Consider the following 17,131-nt stretch of genomic DNA (forward strand, 5'->3'; position numbering starts at 1 on the left):
ACATAAGCAGCGGCAGAGCAAGACTTGAAAAGTAAAGTCTTAGACTGCCGCTACAGTCATTTCATTTACATTCTCCGATAGCTTAATGATCGAAATCGGCTACACAGGTTTGCCACCAAAATGCTGTTGAACCTTCGAATAATCATATAACTTGGTTAGAACTCGTACTGAAGCGAAAGATTAGCTTATCACCATCTTCAGGATGATGTCCGAGCTCTTCGGAGTAATTCCCATTGGTACAAGTGTTAAGAGTCTTGCGCCAGAAATGTTTGGCACGTTCGTTTCGATCGGTGGGATTCGTTTGCAGTTCCCAATTTCCTGGCATTTTTTTAATAATCTGCCGAAATGCTTCTTCTCCGATGCCCTTGCCTCGATAATTACGTAATAGGAAGAACTCATTCATGTAATAATGGATAGAGGGAGGACATGGTGTGAAAGGCGGAGTCGCAACAAAAGCAAGACCCGCAGGTAGATGATCCACTGTGATAAGATACGGGAATAATACGTTCGGGTGCTCCCACCAAATATCAAACACGCGATTTTGTTCAGTCAAGGTACGGGTATCATCATTTTCAAACACTCCATAACGATTAATTTTGTGTTTCCACACTTCGGATAAATCATGCAAATATAGAGGGTAAATGTTATTGATAATAAACTTCTCCTCTACACCGCATAGTCGAACAGTAACCTTTAATTGATTGATTTCATTATTAATGCGATCCACTTTGCAGCCCCTCCGGTTTCGATACTCTCAATGCTTGATATTAGTGAAATCACTGGTATGACTAATACCATGATTCTTTCCTAGCCTCATTATAGAGTGGCTATCGAAACCTTTATAGGCAGAGAATTCGTCCAATCATTTCTTACCTAACAAAAGGCTCGTGTTGGGTTTAACCAACGCGAGCCTTTTGTTAGGCTTTCGTATTATAAACAATCTTCTTAATGCTCTCATGTGATAGACAAAAGGAGCTCGCGAGCTCATCCACCGTTATGCGCTGCTGGAAAAGCTTCCGAATCTCTGCGTTTCGGTTCATAAGAAATTCACGATGTCCTGAAACATGTCCCCACTTTTTTCTACTTCCTTTGGGTGCGGGGATGTACAGCGTCTTGCCTTGTATATATTTTTGAATTTCACGAAGTAAATTTTCTGGTAAAACGTCACTTGCTGAAACATAGTTTTTCATTGGCTTCGCCCCTTCCTCATATTAGCGATGGAAAGTTGCAAAGCCTACATGACATACGATGTTTTAACAGCCTTTTGTCGTTAACGTCTTGTTATACGGTAATAATAGGCTCCATGCAAACAACCGCGTCACTGTCATATAGACTTTGCATGGAGCGAGCCTCGAAACTTCGCATCGGCAAGCCTTCACGAAGCATGGTTTGACTAACATCCTTCATAACGATATCCCTCTTTTCCAATAAAATATGCTTTGTTAAAATTATTTCTTCATGATGTGGATGAATTCCTTTTACATTTCTGCATATAAATCCTTCACTAGAACGACTACTTCAGCTCCGGAATTACATATTTCGGCTCGCGTCCATATAGGCCGTCTACCAGATTGCGGGCGGCAAGCATCGCCATATTGAATCTCGTCTGATGAGTAGCCGAGCCAATATGCGGCAGCAGCACCGCATTGTCGAGCTGGAGCAGCGGATTATCCGGCGTAACCGGCTCTTTTTCAAAAACATCCAGCCCTGCGCCCCGTATCGTGCCGCTTCGCAGTGCCTCTACGAGCGCCGCCTCATCAACCGTCTCCCCTCGCGAGCAGTTAATAAAGATGGCACTGCGCTTCATCCTTGCAAATTGCTCCTTGCCAATCATATGCTTGGTCTCCAGCGTTAGCGGCGTCATCAGGACGATGAAATCGGACTCTTGAAGCAGTTGATCAAGCGAGCTGTACTGAACGCCAAGCTGCTGCTCAACGTCTGGCTTGCGGGAACGATTGTAATAGCTGACGTCCATATCAAAGCCGTATTTTGCACGTTTAGCAATCGTTTCACCGATGCGCCCCATACCAATGATGCCGAGCTTGGCGTGATGAACATCAATGCCAAAGGTGGATGTGCCGATGCCGCGCTTCCACTGGCCTGCGCGGACGAGCCTGTCAAGCTCCGCTACCCGGCGGGCAGCAGCGAGCATGAGCGCCATCGTCAAATCTGCCACCGTATCGTCTAGCACGTAGGGCGTATGTGTACCGATTATGCCGCGCTTCTTCATCGCATCCAGATCATTATGGTTGTAGCCAACGGAAATGTTGCTGACTACTTTCAGCTTCGGAGCAGCCGACAGCAGTCGCTCGCTGATCGCATTGCCCGCAGCAAGCAGCCCTTCCACTTCGCTAATTTCTTGCGCCAGCTCCGCGCCGGTAATCCCTTGCTCGCCCTCCCACATCCGGGTATCGCAATGCTCATCGAGGTATTTTTTCACCTCTGGGGGTATTTTGCTCGAAATAAATACTTTTGGTTTCATGTTATAATCCTCCATTTTCCAGAATTCATGATGTTCCTGCTTTCCTGCTCTTGCCTTTCAGCTCTATCCCCTCTACAATAAATCATATTGCCTCCCGGTACCAACAATCGATTTCGTTCCCTGAAGGAGGAGCAGCCTTGGAAGCTTTTAACGAGCAGGTTCCTTACGAGAACCCGTTGCTTTCTATCCGAATTTTTCGAACACAGCGCTCGACCAGCGAATTGATCAAATGGCATTATCACAAACAGCTGGAGCTCATCTATATTATAAAAGGCAGTCTCAAAATCGATATAGAAGACGACAGCTTTGATCTTGAAAGCGGAGACATTGTCGTGCTCGGCTCAAGCCAGCTGCATCGCGACCGTAATATTGGCAAGCTGGACTATATTGTGCTGCAATTTAATCTCGAGGATTTTTTCGACAACAGCACCATTCCTTATATCCGCTATTTTTCCGAGACGGAAAATCCACTGAGCCGCGCCAATTATATTTTTCGTGAAAATAAAGCCATCCGGCAGCAGGCAAGCGAAGCGATTACTAAGCTGCTGCATGAAGCAACCCATAAGGAAACCGGCTATGAAATCGCCGTCAGCATCCAGATCAAGCAGCTGCTGCTGCTGATGCTGCGCGGCGATAGCCAGCGCATCCTTGCCAGGCAGGATGATTTTGACCATATCCGGCTCAAGCCTGTCCTCGACTACGTCGAAAACAATTTGGGCGAGCGCATTCAGGTGGAGGACATGTGCCGAATTGTGAATATGAGCTATTATTATTTCGTTAAGTTTTTCAAAAAAACGATTGGCCTTTCCTTCACCGAATACGTCAATTACCGCAAAATCAAGTGGGCGGAGCGTATTTTGCTCACGAAGGATTTAAGCATTGCCGACGTAGGCGAGCGGATTGGCATGCCGAATATGGCCCATTTTTATAAAACCTTCAAAAAATACAACGACTGCTCCCCCAAGCAGTTCCAGCGCAAAATGCTGGAATGGGACCGCAGCTAAAGCTAGTAGCTTCTCTGATTTTAGATTCCCATTTTCGTCTTCGTTTGCTACGCACTTACTTTGTTGCTCTTTGTCTTTTACTCTTTGTCTTTTTCTCTTGTCTTTTACTCTTTGTCTTTTTCTCTTCGGTTTTTGCTCCTCCTGCTCTACAGACTTTGCATTTTTTATTGTTTTTTAGGAGGAGCGAGGAGAGGAGGGGCTGATGTGGAGAGGAGTGAAAGGATTGAGCTGGAGAAGCGAAGCGTTCGCTTTTGCTGCCAGATTTCTTCGATGCGGAGCATTGTTAAGAGAAATCTGGCAGCAATGGCGATCGGAAGCCAAGCCTTTCACGCAGCGCAGCACAGCCTATCCTCACCGAGCCGCCGCGCGCGCCCTAACGAACGATAAAAAAAGCTTGTCCACCTTAACTTTTAGGTGTGACAAGCTTTTTGTGCATAACGAGCTTATAGCCGACGCCGCGAATCGATTCGATTTGCACCGACTGCTGTCCAAGCTCCAGCTTTTTGCGAAGCGAGCTGACATGCACATCTACGGTGCGCTGACCGCCAATGTAGTCAAAGCCCCACACAACATTCATGAGATCGTCGCGCGTAATAACCATGCCTGGCCGCTGGACAAGATACAGCAGCACTTCAAATTCCTTCGGACGCAGCGGAATCGATTCCCCATCCAGCACGACCTCATACTTATCCGGATAGATCGACAGCTCGCCCGCTGTAATGATCTTTTCTGTCGTTTCAGGCATCATGTTATCGTCCTGAAGCTGAGTCCGGCGCAGCACCGCAGATACGCGCGCCAGCAGCTCGGCAACGCCGAACGGCTTAGTAATATAGTCATCCGCACCATGCTTCAAGCCTTGCACGACTTCTTCCTCGGCATTGCGGGCTGTCAAAATAATGACCGGCGTCCGCAGGCCATTTTGACGCAGGCGATTTAAAATGTCGAAGCCGTTCATTCCCGGCAGCATAATATCCAAAATAATAAGATCGAAGCTGCGCTGCAGCGCCGTTTGCAAACCTTCTCCACCATGATCGGCGACCGTAATTTCGTAGCCTTCCTGCGTCAAATTGTATGACAGAAGCCTAGCGAGTGTCGGTTCGTCTTCAATGACAAGCACTTTATGCGACATGGTAACCTCCAGCATTATTGCATTTATTCAACCCTATTCTAACATGAAATTATATAGAAGTGGTAAACCTTTTGCGCTAAGCGTGAAACCGCTACTGTTGAAGCACCGGAAGCTCAATAATAAATGTCGTTCCACGGCCCACTTCGCTCGTAACCGTTATCGTTCCTTTATGCAGCTCAATCAAATGCTTAACGATCGACAAGCCAAGTCCCGTGCCGCCTGAACTGCGCGAACGCGCCTTGTCCACCCGGTAGAAGCGCTCAAAGATGCGCGGCAAATCCTTCTTCGGAATGCCGATTCCCGTGTCGCTGATACGTATGCGGATATGGTCTTCGTTTATGCCTTCCATTTTCACGTTCACCCGCCCGCCCTCTGGCGTATAGTTGATGCCGTTCGAAAGCAAATTCATTACAATTTGCCGCAGCCGATCTTCATCCGCTTCCATATATAGGCCTGCTTCCAGGTCCATTTTCAGCTCAATCACCTTGCGCGATGCCTCCGCCTCCAGCAGCTTGAGCGTTTTATCCATAAATATATCCATATTGACCGGTGAAAAATAAAGCGGAACTCGCCGCGACTCGATTTTTGACAGCTCCAGTATATCCCCGATCAACCGGTTCAAGCGATCGCTCTCGTCAAAAATAATTTGCAGAAACGAACGTGACGTTTCCGCATCATCGACAGCTCCTGCGATCAGCGTCTCTGCGAAGCCTTTAATCGCTGTAATTGGCGTTTTCAGCTCATGCGATACATTCGCTACGAACTCACTGCGCATCCGCTCCAGGCGGCGAATAGCTGTCACATCCTGCAGCACGAGCAGCATGCCCTCATATTCCTCTCCCTCTTGCTCAATCGGCACCAGATTCAGCTCCAGCAGCCGCTCCTCGGGAAAATAGAACGTAACCTCCTCGCGGATATGCTCGCGAGTTTCCAGCCCCTCTTGAATCATTTGAGCCAGCTCAAATTGCTGCTTGCCTTCGGCGTAATGGCGCCCTACGAGCTCGCGTGCCGAGAAGCCGAGCAATTCCTCTGCATGCCTGTTCATCAGGACGAAACGTCCGGTACGGTCGATCATGACGACGCCGTTGATCATGTTGTCCAGCACGCTTTCCAGTTGACTTTCATTTTGGCGGATTTGCGTCATTTGCACCTGCAGGCTGTCCGCCATGGCGTTAATCGCATTGCCAAGCTCGCCAATCTCATCCTGCTTGGCTACTACCACGCGCGCCTGATAATCCATATTTTTAATCCGCTTCGCGACGCTTGTAATTTGCTCAAGCGGCCGCGTCAGGCTGAGCGCAATGCGGTAGCTGACAAAGGCAGCAGCCAAAAACAGCAGCAGCAGCCCGCCGCCAATAACCGTCCATACGTTGCGGATGCTTTGCTCGACTTCACTTAGACTCATGGCCAATCGGATCACATTGGAGTTCGGATTGCTGCTATCGGTCAATATCGCCACATACAGCAGATTCTGATGCAGCGTATCGCTTTCCCTGATCGTTCGTCCAACGCCGTCCTCGCGCGCTTCGACTATCTCCGAGCGGCTGTTGTGATTGTCCATCGTGGACACTTCATGATCCGAGTCGCCTACTACGACGCCATCACCGGAAATAAACGTAACTCGGGCGCCGGTGAAGCCTTTGAGACTTTTTGCTTCCTCGGTAAAATAAGGCTCCACCTCGCTCAGCGTGCCCTGCTTCCACTGCATTTTCGCCAAAATGATGTGCATTTCCCGTACCATATTATCTTCCAACGCACTAATATGATTTTGCTTAAACGTATTTGCCATAATAAGTCCGGCCGCCGTAACGGATAATGCAATCATTAAAATCATAATAATCGTCAGCCGATTTCGAAAGCTGTTCACGCCAACCACTCCTCGTGTTCTTTGCACTCGTTTATTATAAATCTGGGGGACTAGGAACTTCGCTGCATGAAAGGTATATCTTCCGATCGCTGTTGGATTTGATTTTCCTGAATAATAAAGTCTTTATCAGTAGAAAACCAAATCCAAAGGCGAGCACTTCGTTTCTCCAGACATACCTTTCATTCCACTTGCCTTGTCCACCAGATTTCTAAAAAATCTTATCCATCCTGAACATCTTATCATACAGATATAGAAAAATGGCACCCGCATTTTTCACAAAAAAATCCCTGTAGGGCTGCGGTGAGGAGCTTATCTTTACAGATAAACTTGCCCACTGCAAGCCCTATAGGGATTATGCCTCGCTTTTCAACTCAAGCTAAGGCCGTTTAACGAAAATATTTTGTTTTTGTAAATTCCATTAACAAAGCCTTTTCATACCTTTAATATCCAAATACCTTCAAAGATTTGAGTCCAGTTAGCACCGACTCATCGCCAGGAATAAGCACGCGAATTTTATTCGTCTTCACCGGCGTAAAGCTCGTTTCATTGTCTTCATTCGCCTTCAAGCCAAGACCCGATGCTTCCGCTACGTCAAGCCATTGCTCGCCGTCCCAATATTGAACGGAATATTGCTCCGGCAGCTTAATCGTACCTTCCCCATCGTTCCAATGAACACGAATGCTGCTAATCGTATAGTCTTGGGCAAACTCGTATTGCGCCCATTGAACAGGCGCTTCAACAGCCTCTGAAGCAGGAGCAGGAACACTCGGTGCCTCGGTTGCTGAAGGAGCTTCCGCACTTAGTGCGACAAGCTGCAGCAGATGCAGCCCAACTGCCGCTGCTGGTGTCACCGCACCAGTACCAGGCTGGCCCTCTGCCTGTTCACCGCTGGACTGCGTTCCTGCGTCCACGCCTTGCGCTTCATCCTGCGAAGTCGTCAGTGTGCCTTGCTCTGAAATATCCGCAGCCAGCGAGGAACCGCTGAATATGGAACCGATTTCCGTAGCGCTTAACGCACGGCTGTAAATTTTGAAATCATCCAAAGCTCCATCCAAATACGGATCGCCATATTGGGATTTGCCGAGGTAATTCAAATTCGTATTGCCAAGGCTTGAAGGCTTTAAGGTCATCGACGTATTAGTCGCAACCTGCACCCCATCGACGTACATTCTGCCCGTCGTGCCCGAAAGCGTCACTGCGACATGCTTCCAGACGCCAGTTGGCAATACTGGTGCATTAAGCTGCTGCTCTGCGCCATTGCCGCTAGTCGTAATGGCAAAGCGCAGCCCGCTGCCGCCTGCACGCGGCGTCAGGAACATATTGGCATTCGTTCCTGTGCCAAAATCGAAAATGCGCGACCAGTCGCTAATGGTATCTAATTTGACCCATGTCGAAATCGTAAAATCATTTACAGCGCTGACGATGCCCGTCGGCAAGGACGCATAACCGCTCGTGCCGTTAAGGTCGAGCGCATTGCCGGAATGCCCCGCTACCCATGCCGTCGTGCCGGATAACGTTGCATTTTTCCCATTGCCTGAGGAATCTGTCGCTGTCGTTCCGCTTGTCTGATTAAACAAGTAATTCACAATGACCTCTGGCAAAGGAGCCGCCGGGTTAACCGTATGCGTAACCGTTGCATTCGCAGTCAGGCTGCCATCACTTGCCGTAAGCCTGAATACATAGGTTCCCGCCGCCGATACCGTCGCCGTCGTATTTACAGCTGCTGCGTTTGCGAATACTGCCGTTCCAGGACCGCTAACAAGCGTCCAGACGCTCGTAAGAGTGCCAGAAGGCAAACCATCATCCGTTGCTGTCCCAGCCAGAGCAACTGGCGATGGCAGCGTGAACGTGCCTGCTGTACCCGCACTTACAACGGGTGCTGTATTCGTTGGCGCTGTTCCTTGCGAAAGCTCAATGTCATACGTTGCAGCCGTACCAATGTTTAAGGTAACCACAGCTGCCCCACTGCTTGAAACATTGATTCCGCCAGCTACAGCGTTGTTAACCAAAATATTATAATAACCAGCTGCCAAGCCTTTGAAGGTTACTTTCGTGGTGTGCGCCGTTCCCGACGTCGAGTTTTTCAAATTGAATTTCACATTGTTTTTGGCCTTCGTAATCGTTGCTGTTGCAATTTTGTCACGCTCCAGCTCCATGCCGAATTTCTCGGTAATGAGGTTAAGACGCTGGAATACGCCATCCTTCGGCACAACCGTATAGCTGGTGCTATTGTCGGTTGCATCGCAGCCATAACAGTAGACGCCGAAAATAGGATCAACGGCTACGTCGGAGCTCAAAATTTTAATGGCGCCGAACAAGCCCAGATCTGCTTCTCCCGCCATGCCGCGCCAGCCGTTTTGCAAGGCGCCGCCGCCTACTCCTAGTGCTGCATAGTTGCCTTTTTCCGCCTGATACGTCCAGGCTACAGCACCAAGATCTGCTGCATCTGCGCTGATCTGACCGGAATTGATCGCGCCGACGTTGGCGATTTTAGCTGCATAGGACAAGCGCTGCTCCACTTCCGCATTGGTCGAGTTGTTGCGAACCCAATCGTCCATCGCATAGCCCGCCAGCGACACCGTATACTGGAAGTTCCACCAGTTCTCTCCGGTAATCGTGACCGGATCGGCATAATAATACCAGACCGGCATATGACCGCGTGCTGCCCGCGTTTTCAAATTGATTTTGCTTTTCATCGTATTGTTGTTGTTCATCTTGGCAAGCGTGTAAACCGCTTCTTCGCCCGTATTGTCGTAGTTGTACTCCGAGCCGTAAGGGTACGTCGTGTTTGCGAAATTATTGTATTTGGTCGCCATTTTGGCGATCAAATTGTTCGCTTCCGCCGTGTAGCCCTCGTCCTGAAGCGCCTTAATAATGTCCGGCGTCGTCATTTCGCCCATCAAGCCTGTGTTCCAGTTGTAAGCGACACCTGATCCGTACAGGGCGTTGAAAATGTTATACGCCCGCAGCAAATAGGTGTTCTTCGGGTTGTCATACGTAATCAAATTCGGATACAGCTTAGCGATTTTGTACATGCTGAAATACGTGTTGTAAATGTGCGGATATGCGTAGCCGCGGTAGGTTGGCGTGTCATTTGGCTCTGGCATCAGGAAGTCGTGGATTAAATAATCCGTCTGATGCTGCGCCATCAGCCTGCCCCAAATAGCGACCGTCAAATAATCGTCAAGTGCCGTAACCTCAGAGGCAACGGGGGTTTGAACATTTTTCTCCGCTAGAAACTGTGCATGCGTGTAACCCCAATCATCGCCCCAGCCCCAATAGCCGTTGAATATATTGCGTTTGGAGTTGGTATCCATCATCCAGTCGTCAAACACCTTGTCGCGAATATCGCCCGGAACGTTCCACTGCGTGCTGTTCACCATGAAGGTCGAATGCCGCTGGAGCGCTGCATCAACGGGTTCAATCGCATAAAACTGCAGAACCGTCTTTTCCCCGTTTCCATAGTTGACCGTTATCAAATTCTGGCCCAGCTTGTTCATCGTAATCGAATACAGCTTATGATTCGTGCCCGTTGTACCGAGTGACGTAATCGTCGTGTCGGATGGGTATTGCGCTGTAATCGAATTGATCGTTTTCGTCGTATGCAGATCGAATTTAGCCGTTTGGTTCGTTGGCACGATCATGCCCGGAACGACCGTTACATCGATATGGCCCTCGTTGTAAAGACGATCCTTCACATCATTTTCGTTCGCTACTTTGAAAAATTTAAACGCATACGTTTTGCTTGCGCCCGGTGCGAGCGTCAGGCTCGTATTCGGCAAATAGCCGCGATTCGTGCTTTTGATCACATTGGAGTGGATGTAGAAAACGTTAAGGCCTTCAATCCAGCCGCCTTGATCCATCGCCCATTTGCTGCCCGGATGCTCCTCAACTCTCCAGCGATCCTGGTATTCAAAGCCTGCTCCTGTGCTTGCATCAGGAACCATCAGCAAATAAGGGCCGATGCCGCTTGGCCGTGCTGCTGTAATATAGGAGCTGTTGTTGCCGACAAAGGAGTGGGTAAGCACGCGTGTTTCATAAATTTGCTCGTTGCTGCCCCCCGTCCAAAATTCATTGAACGGCAATGGCAAACCAACGTCGCCAAATTCAATCGTTTGCGTACTCGTATTCGTCAGCTCGATTTTCCATAAAAAATAATCGTTTACGAGCGAATACGTATTAACCAGCTTGAAATTTTTGACGCCATTTGCATTTGTCGAGTTCTGGTAAGTAATCGTAACGTTGTTGCCCGTCTGGCTCTGTGTTCTGCCGTCGGAGGAGCTTTGAGTCAATGCCGTCTGCCAAGCTCCTGTACCGAAGCGGTACTTGAACATGAGCTCGCCCAGCCACTGGTGATCGGCGGTGTTCTGGTTTGGCGTCACTGTCGGGTTCATCACATATTGCGTGTTGAAGGTGTCTCCCGTCAGGCGCAGTGAGTTAATTTCTCCGTTTGTACCGGTGGAAATGTTGAAATTGCTGTCGGAAAGCGTGTAAGCGGAAGCGATGTGAGGAATCAAAATCACCATTAAAGCGGTTACAAAAACAGATGTTGCCAGCTTAAGCATTTGCCTTGAACGAGGTAGCCATTGCATGGTCATGCGGTTTAGCCTCCCTGAACCTATTTTTATAATGCATCTGTCCTCCCCAGGATGTAAAAGCCATCTTTTTCTTGAAATATAGGAAAGTATAAGATTTCGCCATCCTTTCCCTATATTTCTCGGACTAAAACGCGCCGCGCCGCCAAAGGACGGCTTTCGGCATTTCACCTTGGGGCAGCGTCTTGCACTACCGGTATCGTACGCCGGTATGCCGCTGTGCCGCCTTGCCGCTTTGTAATCCCCACACCACCTCCTCTCAGCGCTTTCTTTCTAGCGTAAACGGCTGTCGCCATACTCTGGCGGCAAAGCTACCGTTTCGCGTTGAAATATAGAGAAAGGATGAGAACCTCACATACTTTCCTATATTTCCATCAAAAAAGACCCTATCACTCAGAGCTGCGACTCCGTTAGCCTGCTGCTGGCAATAGGGTAGATGAGGGAGTAAGCCTCACTCCCTCATCAGGCAAACCATTTGATACTATGCTTCCATTTACTTCTATGTCGTTTCTCTCACCCAAACGGCCATTTCCCCTGCACCGCGATTTGCCCAAGCAAAATACGGAATAAACTTCAGCTCGGCAGCTTCCTGCTCCCAATCAGCATTATGACGGTACAGCTGTCCTTGCCAGCCGTCCGAAACCTGCCGCTGTCCAAGTGCCGAAATCGTCTGCATGCCTCCTAGCAAAGCAGGCTCAAAAACGGTACTAAGCCCGCTTCCCGCAGGCAGCGCCAATTGGTAAAGCTGCTGGCCATTGTCCGTTTCCTCCAAGCAATAAACGAAGGGACCGCGCTGCAAGGCCACTTTGCCGGCATTCTCGCGCACTAGCGGATGGCTTTTCATCCGGTGAATCGGCATCGTAAATACAAGCTCCACCGTATCGCCGCTCTGCCATACACGGTCGATTTGCGCATAGCCATTATCGATGTCACTGCCTTTAATTTGCTGTGGCTCGCCACCATTAACGACCCACGATGCTGCACCGCACCAATCCGGAACACGCAGCTTGAGCGCAAACGCAATCGGACGCGCCGTGCTGATCGTAAAGCTGACTTCACCGTCCCAAGTATAGGCCGAATTTTGTTCAAGCTGCACTTCGGTATCCGCTACTTCAAGCGTTGCCGCTCCCCCTACATACAAGTGCACATAAATGGCTGATTTCTGCACGGTGTACACATATTGCCCAAGCGAAGCCAGCAATCGCGCGATATTCGGCGGACAGCAGGCGCAGCCGAACCAGCCCTGCCTTTGCCCGCATACATGATGCGTATTTTTATTCCCGGCCAGCTGTGAAGGATTCACCTCCAGCGGATTGACGTAGAAAAAGGTTTTGCCATCCCGCGCCATCCCGCTGACAACCGTATTGTAAAGCGCCCGCTCCATCACATCCGCGTAGCGGCTGTCCGGCTCGATTTGCAGCATGCGATGGGCGAAAAAAATCAGGCCGATCGAGGCACATGTTTCGGCATAAGCCGTATCGTTCGGCAGATCATAATCGGAAGTAAAAGCTTCTCCCTCCGCCATCGAGCCAATGCCGCCTGTAATGTACATGCGCTTGGCTACTATGTTGTCCCATAGCTTTTTGCACGCTTGCAGCAGGGCTTCATCTCCTGTTTCTGCGGCCAAATCGGCCATCGCTGTGCACATATAGACGACACGTACCGCATGGCCAACCGCTTGCTCCTGCTCCTGAACCGGAAGATGTGCCTGGCTGTAGGGCAAATCATGGGCGATGTCCAGCTGTGGAAAATGAACCTTCCGCCCGCGCTTCTCCCACTCTTGCTCATAGAAGGACGGCTTAGCGCCCCTTTGCTCTATAAAATAACGGCTTAGCGCCAAATAATGGTCTTTTCCCGTCGCATGGTAAAGCTTCACAAGTGCCAGTTCAATTTCCTGATGACCGTCATAGCCGTTCAGCTTGCCGGGTTCCCGTCCAAATACACGATCAATATAATCTGCGAAACGGCAGGCTACCTGCAAAATCGTCTCATTGCCCGTTGCCTTGTTATAGGCGACTGCCGCTTCTATTAAGTGGCCCGCGCAATAAAGCTCATGGCATTCCGCCAAATTCGTCCACCGGTTTTCAGGCTCCTTCACCGTAAAATACGTATTTACATAGCCATCGGGCTGCTGGGCTTTCGCAATCAGCTCCACAACGCTGTCTGCTACCTGCTGCAGCGCCGGATCGGGCTCCGTTTCCAGCAAATAGCTGACGGCTTCCAGCCATTTCGCCACATCGCTGTCTTGAAATACCATGCCGTGGAAAGCGCCTTCCGCTTCGCCAGCGGCGATTTTGAAATTTTGAATCGCATGGCTTGGCTCAGCTTCCGGCACCCGGTCGTTCAGCGCCTCCCATTGATAAGGCACAACCACCTCGCGCACAAGCCGAATATAGTCCGACCAGAACGGGTCGCTAATTCTCACCTTATCCAGGGTTAGCGGTTTTGAGCGATCCGCTAGCTTGCTTCCTTCCTGCAGCTGCTCATTCATTTGGTTATTCATTCTCTTCCTCTCCTCTTCTATCTATGGTCAGCCTTTAACGCCGCCTACTGTAAGTCCTGCTATGAAAAAGCGTTGAAAAAACAGGAACAGCACCAAAATCGGAATAATCGTCATTATCGAGCCTGCAAGCAGCACCTCATAATTGTTGCTCGTAGGCGACAGCAAGCCGGACAAGCCAATCGGCAAGGTGAATTTCTCGGTTGAGCGCAGTACGATGACCGGCCACAAAAAGTTGTTCCAGCTGAACAAGGCTTGCAAAATCGTCATCGCGCCAAAAGCAGGCAGCATCAGCGGAACCATAATCCGAAAGAAAATGCCGAATTCCGTACAGCCATCTATGCGGCCCGCATCCATAAAGTCCTTCGGCAGCCCAATCGCAAATTGGCGAAAAAAGAAAATCGGCAGCGGCGCTACGACAAATGGCAATATAACGCCCCAAATCGAGTTGATGATCAGCAGATCAATCGACAGCTTATACAGCGGAAGAATAATAATTTCCACCGGAATCATCATGACGGCAAGCACGAGTGTAAATACGAGCGCCCTTCCCTTGAAGCGGTACATCGCTAGTCCATAACCAACCATCGAGGAGAGCAGCAGGCACAGGAATGTAAACAAGAGCGTAATGACAAGACTGTTGCGATACCAGTCGAAATAATTTTGCGAGCCCCCTTTTCCCGAAAAAATCATTTTGTAGTTGGCCAGCGTCATCACATCAAAGTCCAGCCTCACATTCAGTCCGTATCGAAACAGCTCTGACGCCGGTTTAAACGAAGCAAGCAGCAGTGCAAACAGCGGAAACAGCGCGAGCACTGCAAACGCCCCAAAGAGCAGCACCAGCAGGAGGGAGAACCCTTTATTCCCCGTTTTTTCAGCCATCTCCCTAATCCTCCTTTTTGAAAAATCCGAGCAAATTCAGCTGGATGACGCTAACGACCAAGGTGATGCCCAGCAGCGTAATCCCAATCGTTGAACCAAATCCCAGATCAAAATACTGAAAGCCTTGCTGATAAATGTAGCCGACCATCGTCAGGCCAATATTTTGCGGTGACCCCCGGCTCCCCCACAGCATAAAGCTTTCCGTAAACATCGCATAGCCGCCATAAATGGTAATCGTGAACACATAAATGGTGATCGGCTTCAAGAGCGGAATCGTAATTTTGAAAAATTTGCTCAGCGTACCCGCACCGTCCATGTCCGCCGATTCATACAGCTCACGCGGAATGCCCTGCAGCGCCGACAGAAAATACAGCATATTAATGCCTGCCCAGCGCCAGGTGGCGAGCACGACTAACGCGAACATGCTCAGCGAGGGGCTAAGCAGCCATTTTTGACTGGATAAGCCAAACAGCGAAATGAAGGAATTCATAATGGCCCCATCCAGCTCGCTAAAAATAAGCCGAAAAATAATGCCCGCGACCACGATGGAGGTCAAAGCCGGTATAAACAAGCTGGCTCTGAAAAAGTTTTTCGCCCGCATCATGCTGGAGTTCAGCAGTGCCGCAAGCGTGAGCGGCAGCGGAATGAGCACAAGCACCGTCCAAAACACATAGCGCGAATTGTTCCATAATGCCTGATAAAAGTCGCTGTTCCACAATTTGCGGTAGTTGGCTAAGCCAATAAATTTCACATCGCCTGGCAGCACCTGCTGAAAGCTCATAATGACCGCATGAATGAGCGGATAGGAGAAAAACAGCAGAAATGAGACGATAAACGGCATTATAAACAAATAGGGAGCGAGCTTCTGTGAATTCATGCGCCTGGGCGCTGTTTTTTGCTTCTTAAGGGCGAGCCTGCCCGTGTTGGCATTCATGCTGATTTCACCTCCGACTTACGCATACTTAGGAGCTGCGAGGAAATTAGCCGTGCTTTATTTCGTCGCAGTCACTCTAATAGTTAACATTTTCTGTATAGAAGCAGCGCTTGCACAGGCTGCCTATGCCAACCAGGCCGAGTTGACCCTTTCGGCTAGAGCACTGGCAGCCATGCGAGCGCAGGCTTCTTGCTTAAACCTGTGTCCCTCTCTACTGCTTCTTTAGCTTTTTGGTTGATTAATTCTTTTGATCTTTTGAATATTTTGATATTTTGGCATTTGGTTATTTTCCTGTATCCTTGCGAAGCTTGGCTGCGACTTCATTAATAACGGTTGCTGGATCTTCATTGAATTGAAAGATTTTAGGAACGATTTCATTACGGACAGCATCGAACACAACAGGTGACGTCTCACGAATGTTAACCGGATAAATTTCATCCTTGATTTCAGTCAAAGTTTTGAAAATATCTGTGCCGAAGTAGTCGGTAAATTTATTCGGCTCCGCCATCGCTGGATCGCTCCATACTTCGGTACGGATTGGGTCCATGCCAAGCTGCTTCCAAACTTGAATGTTTCCATCTTTGGACAGCTTCGCATAAGCAAGGAATTTTTTGGACAGCTCCAAATTCTTCGTCTGAACAGTAATCGACAAGCCGGTTCCACCCATACCTGCTGAACGGTTGCCGCCTTCTTCCCATGCCGGCATTGGACGAATGATCATTTTGCCTTTCAAATCAGGCATTTCATCCGTGAAACGGTTCATAAACCAAAATGGCATAAATACCGATGCTGCTCCGCCGCCATTCATAAAGGCTTTGTACTCTGGCGTATCATGACCAACACCTGGTGAGACCGCTGCGATTTTTTCATCTACCAGCTTTTTAAAGAAAGTCATCGCTTCGATATTGCGCGGATCATCGACGGTAATTTCACCGTTCGGGCCAACCTGATCGGATTTCAGCTGATTGATGGCCGGCCACCATGACCAGTTGCCCGCGCCTTCAAACGTGATAAACGGCACGCCTGTTTTTTCCACTACCGTTTTCCCGTATTTCTCAACATCGGACCACAGCTTAATATCATCCGGGTTAACGCCTGCCTTATCCATCAGCTCCTTGTTGTAATACATGACCGTTGCGCCAACGTGCATATCTACGCCATAATACTTGCCGTCTTTGCTGTAAATATCGACACGGGATTTAACGATATTCGGAATTTCCGGATCAACGATATCATTGAGCTCCGCAAGCTGAACCTCTCCCTTCATAAAATTCGGGAATTTGCTTTGCTCAATATCGACCAAATCCGGTGCCCCTTCATTCGATTGCAGAGCAAGCAGCAGACGTGTATGCATGTCATCATAAGGGATCGTTTGAGCGTCCAGCGCGATTTGCTGTTCAGGATTGTTTTTGTTCCACTCATCCGCCATAAACGTGTAGAAGTCTGCATGCTGCTGGACGAACGTCCACAGCGTCAGCTTGACCGGGTCCGCTGCAGGCGCCACCGTCTCTGCGGAAGCTGCTGCTGTCGGCTCAGTCGTTCCGCTGTTCGCTGGTGCAGCCCCTCCATTCCCATTTCCGCTGCTGCAAGCCGCCATCAGCATTGTGACTGCTAAAATGCTTGCGGTTATACCCAATCTCCCTTTTTGCATTCCATCATCCCCCGTGAACGTTTTTTATGCTCAATCCTTGCGGATTATAGCTGTACATTGGTAAGCGCTTACAGTCAAAAGTTAAAC

General features: G+C 49.3%; 11 protein-coding genes. 1 reads left to right on the forward strand and 10 read right to left on the reverse strand.

Annotated elements, in window-relative coordinates; translation table 11 throughout:
* Nucleotides 1-142 precede the first annotated feature (142 nt).
* The 3 genes from ABEW34_RS10455 to ABEW34_RS10465 form a co-directional block, all read right to left on the reverse strand.
* Entirely contained in the window at nt 143-727 is a 585-nt protein-coding gene (locus ABEW34_RS10455; protein ID WP_430157929.1) for a GNAT family N-acetyltransferase, read from the reverse strand.
* A gap of 190 nt (nt 728-917) precedes the next feature.
* Nucleotides 918-1,190 (reverse strand): CD3324 family protein, encoded by a 273-nt coding sequence (locus tag ABEW34_RS10460; protein WP_430157932.1) that lies wholly within the window; start codon nt 1,188-1,190, stop codon nt 918-920.
* Between the two features lie 323 nt (nt 1,191-1,513).
* On the reverse strand, nt 1,514-2,482 hold the full coding sequence (locus ABEW34_RS10465; protein ID WP_430157934.1) for a 2-hydroxyacid dehydrogenase: 969 nt from the start codon (nt 2,480-2,482) through the stop codon (nt 1,514-1,516).
* Between the two features lie 137 nt (nt 2,483-2,619).
* Here ABEW34_RS10465 and ABEW34_RS10470 point away from each other — a divergent pair, with 137 nt between their 5' ends.
* The gene (locus ABEW34_RS10470; RefSeq protein ID WP_430157936.1) at nt 2,620-3,486 is read left to right on the forward strand and encodes an AraC family transcriptional regulator; all 867 of its coding nucleotides are present in this window, start codon (nt 2,620-2,622) and stop codon (nt 3,484-3,486) included.
* A 403-nt stretch (nt 3,487-3,889) separates the two neighbouring features.
* Here ABEW34_RS10470 and ABEW34_RS10475 read toward each other — a convergent pair whose 3' ends face one another.
* From ABEW34_RS10475 to ABEW34_RS10505, 7 genes are all read right to left on the reverse strand, one after another.
* Nucleotides 3,890-4,615, reverse strand: a complete 726-nt coding sequence (locus tag ABEW34_RS10475) for a response regulator transcription factor (RefSeq protein ID WP_056030237.1) — start codon at nt 4,613-4,615, stop codon at nt 3,890-3,892.
* A gap of 91 nt (nt 4,616-4,706) precedes the next feature.
* Complete coding sequence (gene pnpS / locus ABEW34_RS10480; RefSeq protein WP_430157939.1) at nt 4,707-6,482, reverse strand: two-component system histidine kinase PnpS; 1,776 nt, start codon at nt 6,480-6,482, stop codon at nt 4,707-4,709.
* Between the two features lie 440 nt (nt 6,483-6,922).
* A complete protein-coding gene (locus ABEW34_RS10485) occupies nt 6,923-11,080 on the reverse strand; it encodes a DUF5695 domain-containing protein (protein ID WP_430157942.1) in 4,158 nt (1,385 codons plus the stop codon).
* 496 nt (nt 11,081-11,576) lie between these two features.
* Nucleotides 11,577-13,580, reverse strand: a complete 2,004-nt coding sequence (locus tag ABEW34_RS10490) for a glycoside hydrolase family 127 protein (protein WP_430157945.1) — start codon at nt 13,578-13,580, stop codon at nt 11,577-11,579.
* A 27-nt stretch (nt 13,581-13,607) separates the two neighbouring features.
* Nucleotides 13,608-14,459, reverse strand: coding sequence for a carbohydrate ABC transporter permease (locus tag ABEW34_RS10495; protein ID WP_056030239.1), 852 nt, complete (start codon nt 14,457-14,459; stop codon nt 13,608-13,610).
* Between the two features lie 4 nt (nt 14,460-14,463).
* Nucleotides 14,464-15,393 carry a carbohydrate ABC transporter permease gene (locus ABEW34_RS10500; protein WP_430157948.1) on the reverse strand — a complete coding sequence of 310 codons (930 nt, stop codon included), beginning with the start codon at nt 15,391-15,393 and terminating at the stop codon, nt 14,464-14,466.
* Between the two features lie 283 nt (nt 15,394-15,676).
* Nucleotides 15,677-17,044 carry an ABC transporter substrate-binding protein gene (locus tag ABEW34_RS10505; RefSeq protein WP_430157951.1) on the reverse strand — a complete coding sequence of 456 codons (1,368 nt, stop codon included), beginning with the start codon at nt 17,042-17,044 and terminating at the stop codon, nt 15,677-15,679.
* Nucleotides 17,045-17,131 lie beyond the last annotated feature (87 nt).

The sequence above is a fragment of the Paenibacillus algorifonticola genome, assembly GCF_050481745.1.
Lineage (GTDB): Bacteria > Bacillota > Bacilli > Paenibacillales > Paenibacillaceae > Pristimantibacillus > Pristimantibacillus algorifonticola_A.

What these genes read in the sequence shown, in the direction of transcription:
- ABEW34_RS10460 (WP_430157932.1), bottom strand. Translation starts at nt 1,190, where the DNA reads ATGAAAAACTATGTTTCAGCAAGTGACGTTTTACCAGAAAATTTACTT.
- ABEW34_RS10465 (WP_430157934.1), bottom strand. Translation starts at nt 2,482, where the DNA reads ATGAAACCAAAAGTATTTATTTCGAGCAAAATACCCCCAGAGGTGAAA.
- ABEW34_RS10475 (WP_056030237.1), bottom strand. Translation starts at nt 4,615, where the DNA reads ATGTCGCATAAAGTGCTTGTCATTGAAGACGAACCGACACTCGCTAGG.
- ABEW34_RS10485 (WP_430157942.1), bottom strand. Translation starts at nt 11,080, where the DNA reads ATGACCATGCAATGGCTACCTCGTTCAAGGCAAATGCTTAAGCTGGCA.
- ABEW34_RS10490 (WP_430157945.1), bottom strand. Translation starts at nt 13,580, where the DNA reads ATGAATAACCAAATGAATGAGCAGCTGCAGGAAGGAAGCAAGCTAGCG.
- ABEW34_RS10495 (WP_056030239.1), bottom strand. Translation starts at nt 14,459, where the DNA reads ATGGCTGAAAAAACGGGGAATAAAGGGTTCTCCCTCCTGCTGGTGCTG.
- ABEW34_RS10500 (WP_430157948.1), bottom strand. Translation starts at nt 15,393, where the DNA reads ATGAATGCCAACACGGGCAGGCTCGCCCTTAAGAAGCAAAAAACAGCG.
- ABEW34_RS10505 (WP_430157951.1), bottom strand. Translation starts at nt 17,044, where the DNA reads ATGCAAAAAGGGAGATTGGGTATAACCGCAAGCATTTTAGCAGTCACA.